The organism is Sphaerotilus microaerophilus, from assembly GCF_023734135.1.
GTDB classification, from domain to species: domain Bacteria; phylum Pseudomonadota; class Gammaproteobacteria; order Burkholderiales; family Burkholderiaceae_C; genus Sphaerotilus; species Sphaerotilus microaerophilus.
In genome coordinates this window covers 4,924,987-4,942,076 of the sequence record NZ_AP025730.1, presented here as the reverse complement: position 1 = coordinate 4,942,076, position 17,090 = coordinate 4,924,987, and the positions used below count along the sequence as shown (strand labels likewise).

The 17,090-nt window shown below is 62.6% G+C and carries 10 protein-coding genes and 1 pseudogene; 2 read left to right on the top strand and 9 right to left on the bottom strand.

The window, feature by feature from the left end:
* Positions 1 to 115 precede the first annotated feature (115 nt).
* A pseudogene (locus NGK70_RS26700) lies at positions 116 to 307 on the top strand (AbrB/MazE/SpoVT family DNA-binding domain-containing protein); the annotation flags it as partial.
* A 53-nt stretch (positions 308 to 360) separates the two neighbouring features.
* Here NGK70_RS26700 and NGK70_RS21105 read toward each other — a convergent pair.
* From NGK70_RS21105 to NGK70_RS21085, 5 genes are all read right to left on the bottom strand, one after another.
* Positions 361 to 747, bottom strand: coding sequence for a hypothetical protein (locus NGK70_RS21105; protein ID WP_251970437.1), 387 nt, complete (start codon positions 745 to 747; stop codon positions 361 to 363).
* Positions 748 to 765: 18 nt separating this feature from the next.
* Positions 766 to 1,095 carry a hypothetical protein gene (locus tag NGK70_RS21100; RefSeq protein WP_251970436.1) on the bottom strand — a complete coding sequence of 110 codons (330 nt, stop codon included), beginning with the start codon at positions 1,093 to 1,095 and terminating at the stop codon, positions 766 to 768.
* Positions 1,096 to 1,438: 343 nt separating this feature from the next.
* On the bottom strand, positions 1,439 to 1,903 hold the full coding sequence (locus NGK70_RS21095) for a hypothetical protein (protein ID WP_251970435.1): 465 nt from the start codon (positions 1,901 to 1,903) through the stop codon (positions 1,439 to 1,441).
* A gap of 46 nt (positions 1,904 to 1,949) precedes the next feature.
* Positions 1,950 to 3,068 (bottom strand): HigA family addiction module antitoxin, encoded by a 1,119-nt coding sequence (locus NGK70_RS21090; RefSeq protein WP_251970434.1) that lies wholly within the window; start codon positions 3,066 to 3,068, stop codon positions 1,950 to 1,952.
* Positions 3,069 to 3,082: 14 nt separating this feature from the next.
* A complete protein-coding gene (locus NGK70_RS21085) occupies positions 3,083 to 3,379 on the bottom strand; it encodes a type II toxin-antitoxin system RelE/ParE family toxin (RefSeq protein ID WP_251970433.1) in 297 nt (98 codons plus the stop codon).
* Between the two features lie 431 nt (positions 3,380 to 3,810).
* On the opposite strand from NGK70_RS21085, the gene NGK70_RS21080 reads away from it, so the two are divergent.
* The gene (locus NGK70_RS21080; RefSeq protein WP_251970432.1) at positions 3,811 to 4,752 is read left to right on the top strand and encodes a YozE family protein; all 942 of its coding nucleotides are present in this window, start codon (positions 3,811 to 3,813) and stop codon (positions 4,750 to 4,752) included.
* Between the two features lie 1,517 nt (positions 4,753 to 6,269).
* Here NGK70_RS21080 and brxL read toward each other — a convergent pair.
* The 4 genes from brxL to NGK70_RS21060 are packed head-to-tail and all read right to left on the bottom strand — an operon-like array spanning position 6,270 to position 17,071.
* Entirely contained in the window at positions 6,270 to 8,315 is a 2,046-nt protein-coding gene (gene brxL, locus NGK70_RS21075; protein WP_256490699.1) for a protease Lon-related BREX system protein BrxL, read from the bottom strand.
* Between the two features lie 2 nt (positions 8,316 to 8,317).
* Entirely contained in the window at positions 8,318 to 10,642 is a 2,325-nt protein-coding gene (gene pglZ, locus NGK70_RS21070) for a BREX-1 system phosphatase PglZ type B (RefSeq protein ID WP_251970430.1), read from the bottom strand.
* Positions 10,643 to 10,652: 10 nt separating this feature from the next.
* Entirely contained in the window at positions 10,653 to 12,143 is a 1,491-nt protein-coding gene (locus tag NGK70_RS21065; RefSeq protein WP_251970429.1) for a hypothetical protein, read from the bottom strand.
* The gene (locus tag NGK70_RS21060) at positions 12,140 to 17,071 is read right to left on the bottom strand and encodes an AAA domain-containing protein (protein WP_251970428.1); all 4,932 of its coding nucleotides are present in this window, start codon (positions 17,069 to 17,071) and stop codon (positions 12,140 to 12,142) included. Before NGK70_RS21060 ends, NGK70_RS21065 begins: the two co-directional genes overlap by 4 nt.
* Positions 17,072 to 17,090: the final 19 nt, after the last annotated feature.

Sequence of the window (17,090 nt, the reverse complement as noted above, 5' to 3'; positions counted from 1 at the left end):
CCGCTTCGCAACCAACAAGTTGACTCGACGGTTTGCAGCAATTACGGTCTCCGCATTCGCAATACGTCCGGAGAAGTAGCGCCATGGCAAAGCCTGCGACGCTGACAGCAGAGGCCAAGTCACTGTGCCTCGGGAAATCCGTGCCCGACTCGGCCTGAAAGCAGGCGACCAGTTGACTTTCACGTTGCGTAGCGACGGCACCGTCACCCTACGGGCGAAGTCCAAGCGGCGGTCTGACTTGGCTGGCACGCTCACACGGCCTGGCCAGCCAGCGGTCACGGTTGAGGACATGAATCCGTTTCGATGAGCATCGCCATCGGCGGCAATCAAGACTGGCTGCTTTGGCGCGTTTCAACGCGCTCATTCACTGCCGCGGTCGGCCCCGAAAATGCAATGTACCGTCGCGCCAGGAACATGTGGGCCTTCGGCACTGGCTTCCGTAGACGTATGGACGCGATGCGGCCACATCTCCGCCAGTCTAGCCTCCAGCGATTCGATGAGGTCGTCGCGGTTAGAGTCGTACGCTCTCAGGGTCTCCCCAAGCGCCATCATCAGTTTCACGTTGGGGGCCGTTCCATCGCGAACCTCCAAAACTAGGTCTTTCAAGAACGACAGCAGCGTGGCCGGATAGGGGTACACCTCTGCCCGATAGCTCTCGAGGTCCCTCAGCAGCTGGTCGTAGAGTTCGTCGGAGACTCCGCTGGTGAAGACGGCGTCAGTGAAGTCAAAGCAGGCGTCGGAAAGCATGCGGGATTACTGTGGCGGTCAGGCTTCAGCTTGGTCCGCAGGGATTGCGGGAAGCGCATCCAGGGTAAGACCCCTTTCCGCCCAACGCTGAACGTTCTCTTGGACATTGCTACCGTCGAACGCTGGCCAGCCCTCCTGCTCAACTGTCTGCCGGTTGAGCCTGTCAAATGCCATCTGCTTTCGCGCGTCCCCCTTCGTCTCAATGACCGCTTGTTGCGCCTCAGCCAACTTGAGTGCTTCGCGAATGTATCGAAGGCTGCGCTCGGTGTTGCCAGTGAGCCCGTTGCCGTAGGCGTCTCGCAGAAGCGACAGGATGAAATGGTTGTTTTTGGCAATGGTCTTGCTCATCAGATTCTCGTGTTCGGTGGTAACAGCCGATGAACATCGACTGCCCGAGCGAAAACTTGAGCCCCTTGAGCAACAAGGACATGACGGTGGGCGAGAACTTCACTGGAAGCTTCGGCCAGCCGGGCGGGTTCGCCGCTCTGCCGCGCCATGGGAGCCCCGAACCCCGCTCGTACAGAACTCACCGTACCTCCGCTCGAACTGAGGTCGCTTGGCTACGCCCCGTTCACTCCAGAGCATCGCGATGCAGCGCAAGTCGCTTCCCAGCAGGCACCATGGCTTGGTTCAGTAGCCAGCGCCCTGGCTTCAGCATGTCCCCGCGTCGCCGCAGCAGACAAGCTCAGTCTCACGCAGCCTTCTTGCCCTTGAGAGGCAACTGCAGTTCCTCAACGTCAAGCGTGAAGTCGAGAGGGACTTGGATTGGCTGGGCAGTCGCGTTCTTGCCGTTGTAGACGTCCACGTCGGTCTTGAGCTGAAAGCAGTCGCCAACAATCTGCTGGCGTCGCTGAGCGAAGGACCTGACGAAATGGTCTCGCGGAGCCTTCTCGTCATCCATGTCGGCCCAGAGCGACATCGTCTTGTCGCCCTTCTTGAACCGCACGGCATGCTTGGCCCGGTAGCGCTGGCCATCCTGATTGGTACGGAATTCTTCGCGGAAGAACTGTGAGATGTCCGAGGCGATGGCGTCCACGACAGTCCGAATGCTCGGCTTGTGCAACCCGCGCTTGTACGCCCACTCTGCAACCTCATGCGGGTCAAGCAGGCCATCGCCGCCAACTTCCGCCTTGTATTGCTCAATGTAGGATTTCACCTGATTCGCATACGCCGTCATAGCAACTCCCAACGCAATGTTGTGATTACTCAGAGAACGAGCCCCAACCGTCAGCATCGGCGGACGGCAGGACGAGTGCTCGCACCTTCACTTGGTGCTTGCGCAAGAAGTCGTGCCGACCCAGCTTGCGCTGGAGCTGCCCGACCACCAATCCCGGGTGGACGTTGATTCGCTGCGCGAAGCGAAGCACCTTCTCTTCGGAAAAGTACGGCTGAACACGCGCGACAAAATTCTCAAGCTCGGCCGAAGACACACAGAACTCTGCCCCCGCAGCGTTGGCAAGTCGTTCGCACTCCGGCAGTTCCGCCTTGTCATCACCGACGTCGGTGTCAATGACGGCTTGGCTGTTTGCCTTCCCGTCCTCGCGCAGCACGTGCTCAATCTCATGCCGCAGGACAAACCAGAAGTTGTCGATGCGGTCGAAGCGCAGCGACATACCGATGACAGGCTTGTCATCCTCAAGCCAGAAGCAGGCACCGTCCATCTTGGACCCCGCCATCGGCTCCACCAACACGAGGCGAACGCCCGCCTCAGCGAGGATGCGAGGAACGTGACGAACCTCCTCCGGCGAGAGGAGAAGGGTCTTGAGCTTGTCCAACGCCGCCAAGAGCTTGGCGCGGGAATATGCCGGCACAACCTGTTGACTGGCCATGGCCTTCACACGGAACAACCATGCCAACTGCAACGGTGTGGCATTCAGGGTCGCGTGGGTCTTCTTAGCGCTGTGGCTGAGCTCAAGCTCCGCAGAGATGTCCGGAATCGAAAAGAATGCGCAAAACCTCTGCTCTAGGACATCGATATTTTCGCTAGCGCGGACCCAGCCGCGGCGCAGCATTTCCCTGACCGGAAATTTGTCGTAAAGCCGAGCCTTGCGGGCGACGTTGTCGTTAGGAATCTTCACCTTCGAGAGCTGATACTGACTCTCCAAGTTCATCCAATAGTCGGGCGAAGTACTGAAGGCGTCACCCAGACCCTTCGCGGTTTCAGGCGTGATGGCGCGCTTCCCAGCAATGATTTCGCTAATCAGGCGGGGCGGTCGGTCAAGAATATCTGCCAGCTCTTGCTGGCTCCACTCCCGCGCTTCCAGCTCCTCCCGCAGGAAATCTCCTGGCGGGAATACTTCAGCAGGCACGCGTGCGTTCATGGTCTCTCCAGATTCTAGTGATAGTCGACAATTTCAATAATTCCGATGACTTTGCATGGGTGGTCACCCCGAACTTCCAGAATGAGTCGCCACTGCAAATTCAGTCGAATTGAATGTTGTCCTGCTCTGTTTCCCTTGAGTTTTTCAAAGTTCAGCGACCTGACAGCCAAAAAGTCACGCTCATCTCTGAAAGCACGAATCTGCTGCATACGTCTTCGATAGGCCCGCACAACCTCCTGCGAATGCCCAGCGGTGAACTGGGCATCGGTCTCCAAGCGGTCTAGGTCGTCATCGTCGAACTCAACTTCCATGCAGATATTTTAGAGCGACAGGCCGCATGCGTCAAGACCGTCTTTACACCATGTGTAAAGACGGTTCTTCGAGCATCAGGTTTGCGAGCTCGAGCGCCGCCCCACGCGCGCCGCTCCACGACGAGTCACGCCAGCTACATGCCTTGGTGCTCAGAGCACTGCTGCTGCCGAGGACCAGCCCCACAAGCGGTGTCGGCTGGCCGTCGGCGCGTGAGGGCCGTAGACCTCCGGACACAGCGTATGGACCGCGTCATGTCCGCCGTGGCACTACACTCCAGCTTGAGCCGTCCCGCCGGCTTGCCCGCCCACAAGGCGCAGTCGTATCGACAGCGAGAACTTCTTCTGAGACGAGTCTTGCCTTGACCTTCCAATGGTCGCTGCTGGCTCGGTGTGTGGGCGCATCGAAGTCACCGCGACCGCGGAGTCAAGTCATGGCTACTTCTTTTTCCTCTGCGCAGCTTGAGCGCTTCCGTCGTGAAGCCAAGAAGCTCAGTCGCGAACTCAGCATCACCCACAGCGAAGCGCTGGACCGCATTGCAGGCCAGAACGGCTTCACAAACTGGTCTTTGCTGGCAAAGCACAGCGGTGCTCAGACTGCTGCTGCTGCTGCCGCTTCCGCGCCGGTCGCTCGGCCGCTCCCCATGGGTGGCTACCGGTACTACCTACACGGGGATGTGTCCGAAAGCGACCCCTCGAAGTGCTATTGCGCCAGGTGTGACGTCTTCTGGCCGCTGGACCACTTGGTGCCCGCCAGCTATCACACAGATGGAAAGGACGGCGAGAAATTCCTATCGAACCTAGCCAGTTGGAACCAGCTGCCACCGCATGAGCGTGGACGGAAGCTTCGGCCGGACGGTGCGCCGAATGTCCTCGAAGCGCAGGCGAGAGCAGCCCGAGCCGCTCGCGATGCGGCTCGGTCCCGGTTCCATCGTTGGCTCGAGACTCAACGTGACCGCAATGACCCGGTTGGCGACCTTGCCGAGGACATCCTGCGCGACGATAGCTTCCCCCTCTCCGCCTCGACCAAACGCGAGGTGGAGGACTACTTCGAAGGTTACGGCCCGCACGTAGTCCGCGCGGTGCGCCAAGCCTGGCGAGAGTTCGAACCGGAGCATGAGCGAGAACGGACGTTGGCCGAAGCGCTGGCGGCTGAGCTCAACCTCACCGTTGCCGAGGCCGAGGAGCTTGTCGACGCAGAACCGACGGAACTCACAGGCCACAGCGGCGAGAGCTTCTCGGGGTACGAGTTCGACTTCACTGGCTACGCGTCGCCAAAGGTAGCAGCCAAGCTGCTGAAGACGCGCGGCTCACTGAAGCTGACTGTGGGTCCATGGTTCCTCGAAGGGATTCGCAGCCCGGACTTCCCTCGTTGACCAGCTCCGGCGGCTTGCGACCTCGACCTTCGCAGCCGCCGGCCTGGACAAATACACCTCTCGGCCGATGTTCCACCTGGGCCCAGTCGCCGCCACGCGTGGGTGTCGCGAAGCGGCGCTACGCCGTAGACCCGTCCGTTTTCTGTGCCGCTCAGCTCCCATCCCAATCAAGTCGTGTGTCTCGCAGGCGCAGTCCGAACGTCTCCAACGTGCACGGCGACCAACCTACACGACACCGGCGAGGGGTTGGGTGCCGGTGGCACCCGGGCAACCAGGAAGGTGACTGCGGGTATGCATCCCGAGCGACGCGGACTTCGCCGCCACGTCGCCTCCGGTGCTTCACCTAAGCAAGCCGAGCTGCAGCGCAACACTTGCCAAACGGGATTGCCGCTGCCTCCAGCACAGCTTCGTGTTGATGCTCCACGCAGGAGCCTGGAGAAGCACGCCGAGCTGGCACAGCGGAGGTGCCCGATAAAGACCTTGGGCACCTGGCAACCAGCGCCGAGAGGGCCCTCCGGCCAAGGCCTGCAAAACTGCCGAAGATGGAACATCGCAGGTTGCGCTTTGGACAACTCCGCCTGCCCCTCACCAGTAGCGATGAAGTCCCCGAGGCGAGTTCAAGAAGCCCGCCCGCACAACTCCCGCAAGTACGCCGACGAGCAAGCCAGGGAACAGCCACCCAGCGCAACCTGACTACAACGTGCGAAGCACCCACGATAGAGCTTGGTGACGCCCTTGCACGGCACCACACCGGCTCCTCGCCAGTCACCTGCGCAGGCGACTGGCCGGTTGCCAAGCAAGTCGCCTGAAGCGGCTCCATCAGATGCGCCTCCCAGGACTTCGTTCTGCGGTAGGGACGACCAGCTCAAAGCCGCTGCGCGAGGCATACAGTCGGCATAGCCGGGGCCACCCACCTCGAGGTCACATCAGAGGAAGTGCCATACCTCGGGTGGGCTCCACCCGCGGCGCTTCGCTCGCGGCCTGCGAAGATGCCTCACGGGAGCGAGCGTCGGGCACGATGTCTGCCCTGCAAGGCTGACTCGGCCATGCCAGGCTTGAGGTCACTGGCGACGCCAGGCAGGAGTATCGGCAGGCGTTACACCTGATGCCGCACAGGATTGCGGCGAATGGGCACCCGGGGTCTCAGGAAACTCTCCCCCCAAGGTCCTCGTCATCGCTCCGTCGAGCGCCAATGCGGGCACGACACCGGTCCCGATTGCAGCCTTGGGGTGGGCAGGAGGGCCTGTCTGAAGGGCTGGCCGGGCAGCACCGCGCCATCGGTGAGCATAGGGAGGCTACGCGCGTGCAGAGGGGGCCAGGAAGGGGACGGCAATACGTAGGGTGGTCGAGCTCTCCGACGTTAGAGAAGAGTCATGCAGCCCCGTGCTGCTGTCCGACCTTACACGGGCACGGACGAACTCCCGGAAGGTCGGAGAGGTTGGTGACCCTGATGGCTGCAGGCGCGCACCTACCCCTCAGCGCGTGCGCCGGACCGCTCACTGTCGAGGGTCGTGCCATCAGTCAGCCAGCGCCTTCAACAACGCATCCCGCCCGTCTTGATAGAACTCGATATCGAGCTTGGTCGCCATCTCGTCGGACAGGTCGAACAACTGCCGACGGCACGAGACAGGCAACAGGAGGGACTTGGCGCCCTTCTCGACCGCGATTTCGGCCAGCGTCACAGCGTTGTGGGTGGGCTCGATGGTGCCGCCCAGGGTCACCTCGCCGACCACCACCAGGCCACCGCGGACAGACTTCTTCAGCAGCGCGCTGGACAACGCGATGAGCGCGGCCACGCCGGTCTTGGCGCCAGATTTGGCTGCATCGAAGCCACGCAGTTGCACCGAGAACTCGTGCGACCTCGGGTCCCGGTCGCCAACAAGTTGCTGAGAGCGCGCATAGAGGTTTTGCTCGGCGCAACGAATCGACTCTTTGAACGGCGCGGGCACCGGGTTGTTGAGAACCCTCACGCCACTGCCCGGCCCTTCGGTCGCCTCCAGGCGGAACAAACCGGGATGTTCATCCTGGCCGCCCGGACTTAATGTCCAAATCTGCCCGCACTCCAGCGGCTCGTCGCCGATGCCCCCCTGGCTCTGCAGCTCAGGCGTAGAGACGAACTTCTCGACGCCTTCGGCACCCATCGTGTAGCTGAAGTGGGTGTTGCGGAACTCGGCAGCGCCGATGCGCTTCTGCTGCTCCTTGACCCGCCGCCGCACTTCCAGCGCGAGCCGAACGGCCCATTCCAGGTCCTCGTCGCTGACCGGCGTCTCCGCGTTCGGGTACAGCAGCTTCAGCAGGCCGCTGACGGTCTTGTTGACACCGTTGAGGTCCCGACCGGAGAGCGCACCGCCCCAGTAGACGCGGCCCTGCAAGGTCGAAACCCGGCTTTGGCCACGCAGCTGCGTGAAGCACTCGGACAGGAAGTCGCTGACCAATCCGAAGTGCTGGGTGAACAGCCCCGGGTTCAGCTTGGGCACGTCCCAGCCGGGCAGGAAGCAGTGGATGCGGTCCATGAAGGCCGTGTCGTCGCGCATCTCGGGCGGCAATGGGCCGAACAGGTGACCGATGCGCTGCTGGTGCTCAACGTCAACGTCGAAGTTGCCGACCAGCACGATGGAGCCGTCCGCGCGGATGCTTTCCTTGCCACGGGAGAACTCCCCGCTCTCCATGTATCCCTTCATGATGTTGACGCCGTCCTTCTGGTCGAAGGAGACGCCCGACACTTCGTCGAAGCAGACCACGTCGTACTGGCACACCAAGCCACGTTGGCCGCTGGCGTTGTTGACAAACATGCGCGCCACGGTGGCCTTGCCGCCTGAGATGAGGTGCGCATACGGCGAAACCTGTTGGAACAGATGCGACTTGCCGGTGCCGCGTGGCCCCAGCTCGACGAGGTTGTAGTTGCGCTCGACGAACGGCACCATGCGCAGCAGCAACGCATCCTTGGCCCGCTCCGCCAGGGTTTCCGGTTCAAAGCCGACGCTGCGCAGCAGCAGGTCACGCCACTCGGCCGTCGTGAATTGCTCGCGTCCCCTGGCCAGCTCGTCCAGCACCTCGCGCTTGGACAGCTGGATGGCACGCAGGGCATCCACTCCGAAGGGCCGGCCGCCTTTCTCCTGGGCTATCGAGGCGTCGTAGCCCAGCGTCACCTCAGCGTAGAAGCCGCCGGTGAGCATCCGCTCATGTTCCTTGACCAACTCGGGGGTCAAGCGCACATCCGTCAGCCGGAGGCTGGGCAGACTGGCGACGTAGGAATCCGTCTTCGAGTCCAGCCGCGCTGTGATGATGTCGATAATTTTGACGGACCCTGACTCACGGGCACGGGCCTTGAACAGCTCCTCCTCGCCCGCCTTGACGGTGCGGGAGCCCAGCTGCCGCTGCACGATGTCCAGGCCTTCCTGGATTTCAGCCTCGTCCGTCGTGGCGCAGTAGCGGCCAAGCAGGAACTCGACCACGTAGGTCGGCACCGGGAACTGGCGGCTGAAGGTGCGCACCAAGTCCTTGCGCACCACGTAGCCCTCGTAGGCGGTTGTGGCCTTGCGGTCCAGTTCGTCGAGTTGCATCGTCACTTTTCTCCTACCGTAGTGGACCGCTTCTGCAGGACCTCACCGTCAGCACCAAGCACCACCACCACGGCTGCTGTACCCATTTGCTCATCATCCGCCACCGCGAGACTGGCCTTGCCGCCGTCGATGGGCTTGCTTGCTGCCAGCGAGCTGGAGGCCAGCGCCGCCTTCGTCCGGATGTCCACCCGCTGGCCCGGCGAGGCGCCCGCCACCACCACCGTGCATCGCAGACCCTTCCAGCTGACCGACTGAATCGTCACCGCTGTTCCTGGCGCGGCTGCGCCGGCGCATTCCAGCTGCAGGACGGGGACAAGGCACTCCTGCAGGCTGATGCCGCCGTGCGCGTAGTCTGCGCCCGCAATGAAGTTGGTCACCCCTGGGGCGTAAGCCACTTGCACGGCTTTACACCAGTCCCAGCCGAAGGTCAGCGGCGTGCCGTGGGCGCTGTCCTTGAGTACGGCGCAGCGTCCCCACCGCGTCTCGGCCTGGTGCTTCGCAAGTTCGGACTTCGGTAGCCCGCCAGGGACAAGCAGCCAACCGTGGTCGGTGACGATACGGATACGCTTCCAGCCGGCATCGGCCAACTCTGCGATGCGCTCAACAACTTGGTCGAGCTGGGTCGTCATGTCCCGCGCGAGGCGAAGACCATGTTCGTGCCCATAGTGGTCCAGGTCACCGGCCTCGGTCCAGGCGCGACCTTGCGAGTCACCCGTCTCGTGCTTCTCCAAGGGTGCCACACCTTGTTCGGCCAGCAGCCTACGGAGGTTGTGGCCCGACAGCGGTTTGCCGTCGGCAGCCACCCTGGGTTCGAAGTCAACGTCGTCTGCAGTCCCTGCGACGAGGTTGGCCACCGGCGAGCACCAGGCCTTTCCAGATGCCGTGACCGAAGGCATGCTGGTCCACTGCGCTTCAAGGCGAGTCTTGCCCTGCGACGAAAGGCGCTGCTCCAGCAGTTTGGCGACGTCATAGCGCAGGCCGTCGACGAAGACCGTACAAACCCCCTCCGGCAGGTGTTCGGTGTCTTGAGTCGGCAGCACGGTCAGGCCCCCTGTGCCCTTGACGGCGTCCTGCAGCCTCCTGGCGGACTCCTCCAACCAGGGCAGATACATCGCCCGCAACGCTGCACCAACGGGCTCCGCGTCGCTCTTGGCATGGGCGCAGCTAAGTGCCTTCAACGCAGCTTGGTCGACTTGCCAGCCAGTTTCTTGGTAGCTCGCCGCCAGCTCTGCCGGTGTCCGCCCGATGGGAAGAGCGGCACTTCTCTGGGCGACGTCCGCAAGGTGTTCCAGCGCGGTAGCCAACGGCGACCGCCCCATGCGTGACCACAGCCAGCCGCGGCGCAGCCCGTGCTCCTTCTCCGCGGAGACCACAGCAGAGCGGGCCTGAGCGGCATCCATGCTTGCGCATGCCGACAGGGCGTAGCGGAGCGCGCCCTCACCTTGCTCGTTGGCCTGCGGGTAGCCGGCCAACTGGTCCTGGTCGGGGAAGAGCCCAAGTTGCGGTGGCTGCACCTTCGCCAACAGCGGGTACACGTTCGGGAAGCTGGCGAACGAGTCGCGGTACAGCACCGCAACCGCAGCCCACTTGCCTTCGCCCTTGGCCAGGCGCTCGGCGGCCACCAGCACTCCGTCTGCGACCGGGTCGAAGCCGAAATCAGACCTGCAGCGCTTGATGAAAACGCTCCAAAGAACATCACCCCACTGATGTTGAACAACAGATGGTTCGTTCATCCACAGCAGTAGGTCGCGGGTGGGGTTCGGTGCCAAAAGGCTGAGCAACCATTCCGCGTTGATGGAGCGCCCCTGGAGGTCCGCCACTGTGGTCTCCATCAGCACGCCGGCATCAAGTACCTGGGCCAACGCCTCCTGGGTCACCTTGTCTTGGGCGACGTCCAACCCGAGGCCACCACCCTTGGACGTCAGGAAGGCGTTGACGGTCCAGTCCTTCCCGTTCACCTGACCCCAGAACGTCCCGCGATACTGCAACTCTGCAAGCGGCTGCAGGTCCCGGGGACATGACTCGATAGCCCTCAGGTCTGCCTTGCTGATGCCAGGCAAGTAGATGACAGGAAGCGCACCGGGCTTGAGCAACGGTATCGCACCGCCGACAACGGCCTTCAGCCAGATGCTCGGACCTCGATTCGCCCCCGGCTCGTAGTCCCCCAAGGTCAAAAGACCAGGGACACACTCGGCAAGCGATGGGATGACCTTCTGCCACTGACGGTCAGGGTCTGCCCAAAGTACCGCAGCGGGAGCGGTCATCAGGGACCGATTGACCTTGGCCGCAGACTGCAGCGCCTCAGCGAGTTTTGACTTGAGATTCATTTGAGACACGTCATGGAGTAGACGGCAGCTGGATGTCTGAGTACGCGAGGAAGGAGCACGCGGCGAAGAGGGTCTGCGGCCGACTTGGACCGCCTTCGCGGCCGGGACTCCAACGCCCGGCGTAACGGTTTCCGTTCCCGGCTTCGAGCATGAGCTGATGGACCAGTCGCAAGTGCTTCGGACGGGTCGAAATGAATCCGAAGGGCACGCGCGCACCAGGCGACGAGGGCAGCGCCGCGTGAAGCAGCACCACTGCGAACCTCCCGGGATACAGCATCAGTTCGAGGGAAGCATGCCAGCGTGCCGACGAAGCGGGCGGCGGCCGCATGAGGTGCAGTTCAACCAGGCCTGTACCCGTGTACATGCTTCTCACGGCCGCCTCTTGACGCTCTTCCGCTCTGTCGAACACGTATAGGTCATCGCCCTTGCCGATGTTCCGAATTGCCTTCCGAAAGGCATCCACGGACTGCTTGAAGTCGTCGCCGCGCCCCCACAGCGCGTAGTCGGGTGCGAGCCAACCGAGCGAGCTTTGGAAGCTCGGCTGCCCCTTGTGCCCACCTCGCGCCTCATGAATGTGACTCAGCACCGCGTCGCGATTCCTTTTGAGATACACGCCGCCGAATAGCGGCTGAATACCTGCTGGAGCGCTCAAACCACGTTCGACGTCCGTGGCCAGCTTGTGAGCGTTCAGGTCGGCCTCCAGTGCGTATGGACGAAGGAAGTCGAGCTCGAACAACGCGAGGAACTCCTGCACGCCGTCCTCGCCAACTTGAGCGTGGCTCTCCAAAGAAGCCGCAACGCGCTCCCTGAACTCCGTCAGCAGTTCTAGGCTGGCCCCCGCTTCGAACTCGTTCGGCAACCTTGCCGTCACTGCATTCTTCGCATCAACCTCCAGACTCACGGTCAGCGGCACAAAACCTGGCTTTCGAGCTTCAATGCTTTCAATCGAGTGGACGCCATAGGACCGCTCCCGCTCCTCGCCACGCGACCGCGCCGTCTCACGCTCGATTCGGACGAAACTCTCCCGGTACGCATGGCGAGCCTTTTCCAAGCTATTGCCGACGAGCTCAGGCGGTGGGTTCAGCTTCACCCAGTTCGCCGAGGCGAACGCAAACTCGGCCCGCCCAAGCATCGAAAACGTCAACAAGTCGAACGGCACGACGTCCGTACGGCGCTTCAGCTTCGTCACCCATGGGCAATCGTCGGGCGATGTCTCAAAGCGTTGGCGCATCTCTTCACTGAGTGTCAGCTGGTCTTCGGACAACGTGACGTAGCCTTGCCGGTCCAGTGACTCGATGACGGAAAGCGCCTCAGCCTCGGAGAACCCGAAGTAGTCCCGGAAGCCAGCCAACGACACGCGCCCACAGGTGTGCAGGAGCCTCAGCACGAACTCAGTGACAGCAGGCAGGCGCTCCTGCGTGGAGATAAACGCGGTCACCTTGAAGGGCTGCACCGGCAGCGCGAAGGTGATTCTGTTGAACGGGATATGGTCGATGCTCATGCGCGGAACTCCTGAGCCTTAGCGATGGTGGCCCGGTCGGCCGCACACAGCGACTCAATCTTCTTCAGGACCTGCCCCAGCGGTGTCCCTTCGTTCTTGCCTCTCCACATGGGCGCAGCACCGACGACCACCAGCCGCTCCATGGCGCGCGACATCGCCACGTTGATGCGATTCGGGCTCCGCAAGAACCCCGGGTTCTGTTGGGCGTTGTTGCGAACCGTCGACAGGATAACGATGCGGTTCTCCTTGCCTTGGTAGCTGTCGACCGTGTCAACCTTGACCAGTCGCCGAAGGTCCGCCGGAATCCAGCGGGCCTCGCTCTTGAGGCGGTTCAGCACCTCACGCTGCTTCGAGTACATGCAGATGACGCCCACGATGGGGTCACCGGGTTGAAGCCCCTCCTTCAACGCCCGAACCAGCCCCTGGTTCTGCAGCAGGGCACGAAGCACACCCATGACCACGCCAGCTTCGGCGTCGTTCCAACAATCGATACGGTCTGGCGAGGCACTCTCAAAGGCGCTGCGCCCGAGCGGCGAGGTGTCCACCCAGCAGACCTCATGGCGCAATTGCGCAGGAAGCAGACTGGTGTCCAGCCAGGAGGGGCCGCGGCCGGTCGCAAGGCGGCTGCCGTAGAAGACTTCCGATACCAGCTCCCCGATGGTGGGAGCCATGCGGTACTGTTCCTTCAGCGAAGCGCCAACTGTCAGCCCGTACGTGGAGTCGAACACACGTTCGAAGTCACTGGCAAACGCTCGAGAGTCAGGCGCGTAGCCGAGCTTCCTCGACACCGTCTCGCGCACTTCTTGTTCGAACGTCGGTGGCAGCTGCTTGTGGTCGCCCACCAGCAAGATGCGTCGTCCAGTCTGCATCGCGACAGCCAACTCACTCGGAGCAGCACGGCCCGCTTCGTCGATGACCACCCAGTCGTACATGTTCTGGATGACGCCGGCTGCCCGGCGACCGATGCCCACAAGGGTCCCGGCCACGACCGTCCGTGACTTGGCCAAGAACTCGACGAAGTTGGCGGCGGGCTCGCCCAGGGTCTTGAGCCAGTCGTCCGACATCTTCAGGAGGCGTCGAAGACGCTCGACAGCCTGCGGAGAATGAACCTCGTACTGGTCTGCCAGCTGGCCGTAGAGGTCGTCCAACACCTCGCCAAGCTGCACTTCGCCAACATCGTATTGATAGTCCCGTTTGCAGATTTCCTGCAAAGCTTCCGTCAGTTGCCGACCGCGCTGCGCTGCCACCTCCTCGGCGGAAGCCTCCTGGTCGGCATCTCGGTTGCGGCCTCGCGCGGGAGCCGGAAGTTCAGATACCAAGGCTGAAATCTGGTCGACCAGACGACCGACGTTGACGTGCAGTTTCACGGCGGCTGCCGCGAACTCCCCTGGCAGACCCATTTCCGTGGCGAGCCGGACGACGCGTTCCTTGTACTCAGCCTTGAAGCGCTCTCGATATGACTGCTCAATCGACGAAGAGTGCAAATGCCGTATGGTTTCCGAGACCACGGACTCGTGCCCCAGCCGCACAGCGTCGAAGGCGACGCCCTTGGCCTCGAACAGCTCCAGCGCCTTTTCCAGGGCGTTGTTGACGGCCTCATGCGCTTGGCTCACGACCAAGACGCGACGCGCACCCTCCTTCGTCACCAAATAGTGCAGGAGCGAAGCGATGAACCACGTCTTACCCGTGCCTGGTGGCCCTTGAAGCAAGCTCAGGGGGCCAAACTGCAGCGCCTTGCGGAAGGCCTCCTTCTGACTGTCGTTCAGCCGCTTGCTGCCCTGCGCGTAGGCATCCAACGCTTCTTCGGGAGGACGGTGGAACTCCATCGGCACCGGTTGCGTACCCGACGCCTGAAAGTAGGCCATCAGGTCAGGGACAACAGAGCGCCCTTCCAAGATGCGTTCGACCGCTGCAGCCCGGCGCGACAGCGACGCGCTTTCCATGTTGCTGCGCAGCCTGAGCTTGTCGCCCGGCTTCGGCGGCTTGCCGCCCCAACGCTCGATGGCGAGTTCGGCATTCGCACCAAGGGAGGTGTCTCGCAGTTCCAGGTCGCCACAGCGGCGCCACAGTCCCTCCGCATTCTGTCGCTCGACCCAGGTGTGGTCATCGATGTCGGGGTCAAAGCCTGCCCCGTCCAGCGCGCAGGGCAGCAACATCTGATGTTCACGCTGCGGGTTGCGACGTGCCTCACCGACGACGGTGGCAACTGGCAGCGATTCCTCTTCCGCTGCAAGTAGGCCGCGCCAGAGCTCCTCGACGTCAATCTCAGGCTCCTTGACGACCGAAGCAGGTTCAGCACCATCGTCAACCGCGCTCTTGGCCAACACAGTTGCAGCGGGCGAGTCGGAAGACCGCTCATCCTCAGACTCTTGCGTCGATTGGTCGCTGAACTCCTCGTCCCAGATTTCCAGCGATGGCTCGAGGTCAGAGGCATCATTTCTGGGACCGTCGGACACGACGAGCCTGGCTCGAATCCGTCCAAGGCACTTGTCCTGCGCCCAGATGAGCTGCGACAGGTCGGCCGGCTTGACCGTGACCCAAGCAGCTCGACGCTCTCGGGGCTGCCATTCCACGGTCAGCTTGACGCCAGCCCCTGTCAGATGAATCAACCTGGAGCCTGGGTTCTTCCGGGAGTTCTCCATTGTGAGATAGAAGTACCCGTTGTCGCCCAGCAGTTCGCCTGCCTGTACGCCCGTGCCGGCGAGCCCACGAATGGCAATGCGGTACGGTTCGACGTCAGGCAGGTCGGTCGACTGCCCCTTGCCGTCCAAAGCGCTCTGCAGGGGCTCAAGCGCCGAGACCAGCCGCTCCGTGAGCAGGCGCTGAATCTCTTCTCGCACGCGCTCCAAGCCCAGCAGGCTTGCTTCGTCCTGGCCCTGCACCAGCAATTCGTCCAGAACCGCTGCCAAGGCATAGCGGTCCCGAGCAAGTGGGGACAAAGTCTTGTAGTCCGAAGGCAGGTAAGCCGTGGAGTAGGCGTCGCTGGCAGACCGCCTGAAGTCCAGCATGTCAACAAGCACCGGACGACCTTCACCGTTCACGACGATGTTGTCCGGCTTGATGTCGCCATGCGGCCACTCGAAGGCGTGCATCTGCGCCAGGGTGCTGGTCAATGCCCGTGCCACGCCCAACCGCGCGTCACGCTCCTGCGGCCGTTTCAGCCAATCGGCCAGAGTTTCACCTTCAACCCAGCGCTGAACCACCAGCAAGCTGCGCCGACTCAGGCCGCTGTCAAGCACGCCGGCCACACCTGGAAGCGCGGCCGCACGGAGGTTCCTCGCCCGCTCCAGGAAGGAGAGCAGGCGGATGGCCTGGTCCGGACGCTTCAGGTCGGGCTCGACACCATGCCATTCCTTGACCAGGACCGGTTGGCCTTCAAAGGTGCTTCGGAAAGCCAACAAGTCATCGTCATCGGTGAGGGGCTCCCCTTCCTCCGGGTAGTCACGCACCCGACTCTTGGCCCGGTAGACCTCGAAGGCAACCAGGTCGATGACCTGTTCGCTGTCCTTCTTGGACGCCTCGTTGAAAGCCTCCAGCATGTCCCGGGCGGTCTCGAAGCGAACCTTGGGCTCTGCGCTGAGTGCCTTCCTGAGCGCGGCATCGAACACCCCGCCGAAGGCATCCGACGCCCTTGGCTCCCAGACGAAATGACCGTCCACGCGTGGTGGACGCTCCCCATGGAGCATCAGATGCGCCAGGACGCCGAGCATGTAGATGTCACGCCTGAACGGCGTGGCACCCTCCAACTGGCCGGAATCCTCGGGAAGGTTGGAGCGCTCCACCTGCACCCGCTCGCGGAATGTGCCGATGGTCGCCATCGTCGGGTAGTAGGCCGCCGGAAAGCCCGAAATCACCACCTTGGCCGGGCGCTCGACCCACAGGCAGTGGGCACCGATGTCACGATGGGCCACGTTCAGGTCATGCAAGTCGGCAAAGCGCTGCAGCATGGCCTTCACCAGCACCACGCGCTCTGGCGGAGCAAGCTTCGGCAGCCCTGAATTGACAAACTCGCTTAGCCGGGTGACCTTGGGTGGCAGCGCATAGAGTTCAGCGAAGTCGCGGGTGACATCGGACTCGGCCATGCGCGCAATCGGCCGCAGCAAGCTGCGCGAGAGCTCTTCGTTGCGCGGTTCGACATGCTCAAAAACCCGCTGCTCGCGCAGGCCGATGAATCCGCGCTCACCTTCGCCAATGAGCTCGCTGCCCAGCGCCCCGAAATCCCACTGCCGGAGCAAGGCAAGTTTGTCCGGGTCCTGCTTTTCCTTGGCGCGGAACTCGGCGTAGAGCTTCCGCGGGTGCTCCCAAAGCGGTTGAGCCTCGGGGCGGTAGCCATGGATGTTGAAACCCGCCGGACGCCCTTTCTGTCCTTCGAAGAACAGGTCGTAGGCGTTCAGGAAGCCGAGCGGGTTGATGCGTGCCGGGCGGGTGATGAACTTCTGGTACTCGGCCTGCTTGGCCCAATCCAGAAGCTCGTCCAAGAAGAGCACCGACTCAGCTTCCTTCGGTTCCTCCGAAAGGTCGAGCTCCGTGATGCTGCCGGTCAACACCACGAAGGACAGCACCAGCGGCGTCTTCGCAGGGCCCACACGGGTGTTGAGTGTCGTACCCAGTCGCTTCGCCTTGAGGTTGACCAGGGGAACCGGCGAACGCCCGCGCGGCTGACCATCGACATACCAGTTGCCACCCCGCGCAGTGAGCTTGCCGCCTCTCCAGTTTTTCAGTTCAAGGACGACGATGTGGGTGTGCGTGACGAGCACAAGGTCGAAGTCGTCATCCCCTGCACCAGGCCCACCACGTGGCAGCTTGAACGAGGCGTAGCCCCGCCATCCCTTTGAGAACGCCGCCGCGTCGAAGCCCTTTTGGATGCGCTGATGCGCATCGATTTCCGAGGCCGGCACGCCAGTTTTCTCGATGAGACGAATATCCATGGTTGTGTTCCTCCCTGCG

Excerpts from the sequence above, each read along its gene's own strand:
- NGK70_RS21105 (WP_251970437.1), bottom strand. The coding sequence starts at position 747 with ATGCTTTCCGACGCCTGCTTTGACTTCACTGACGCCGTCTTCACCAGC.
- NGK70_RS21100 (WP_251970436.1), bottom strand. The coding sequence starts at position 1,095 with ATGAGCAAGACCATTGCCAAAAACAACCATTTCATCCTGTCGCTTCTG.
- NGK70_RS21090 (WP_251970434.1), bottom strand. The coding sequence starts at position 3,068 with ATGAACGCACGCGTGCCTGCTGAAGTATTCCCGCCAGGAGATTTCCTG.
- NGK70_RS21085 (WP_251970433.1), bottom strand. The coding sequence starts at position 3,379 with ATGGAAGTTGAGTTCGACGATGACGACCTAGACCGCTTGGAGACCGAT.
- NGK70_RS21080 (WP_251970432.1), top strand. The coding sequence starts at position 3,811 with ATGGCTACTTCTTTTTCCTCTGCGCAGCTTGAGCGCTTCCGTCGTGAA.
- brxL (WP_256490699.1), bottom strand. The coding sequence starts at position 8,315 with ATGCAACTCGACGAACTGGACCGCAAGGCCACAACCGCCTACGAGGGC.
- pglZ (WP_251970430.1), bottom strand. The coding sequence starts at position 10,642 with ATGAATCTCAAGTCAAAACTCGCTGAGGCGCTGCAGTCTGCGGCCAAG.
- NGK70_RS21065 (WP_251970429.1), bottom strand. The coding sequence starts at position 12,143 with ATGAGCATCGACCATATCCCGTTCAACAGAATCACCTTCGCGCTGCCG.
- NGK70_RS21060 (WP_251970428.1), bottom strand. The coding sequence starts at position 17,071 with ATGGATATTCGTCTCATCGAGAAAACTGGCGTGCCGGCCTCGGAAATC.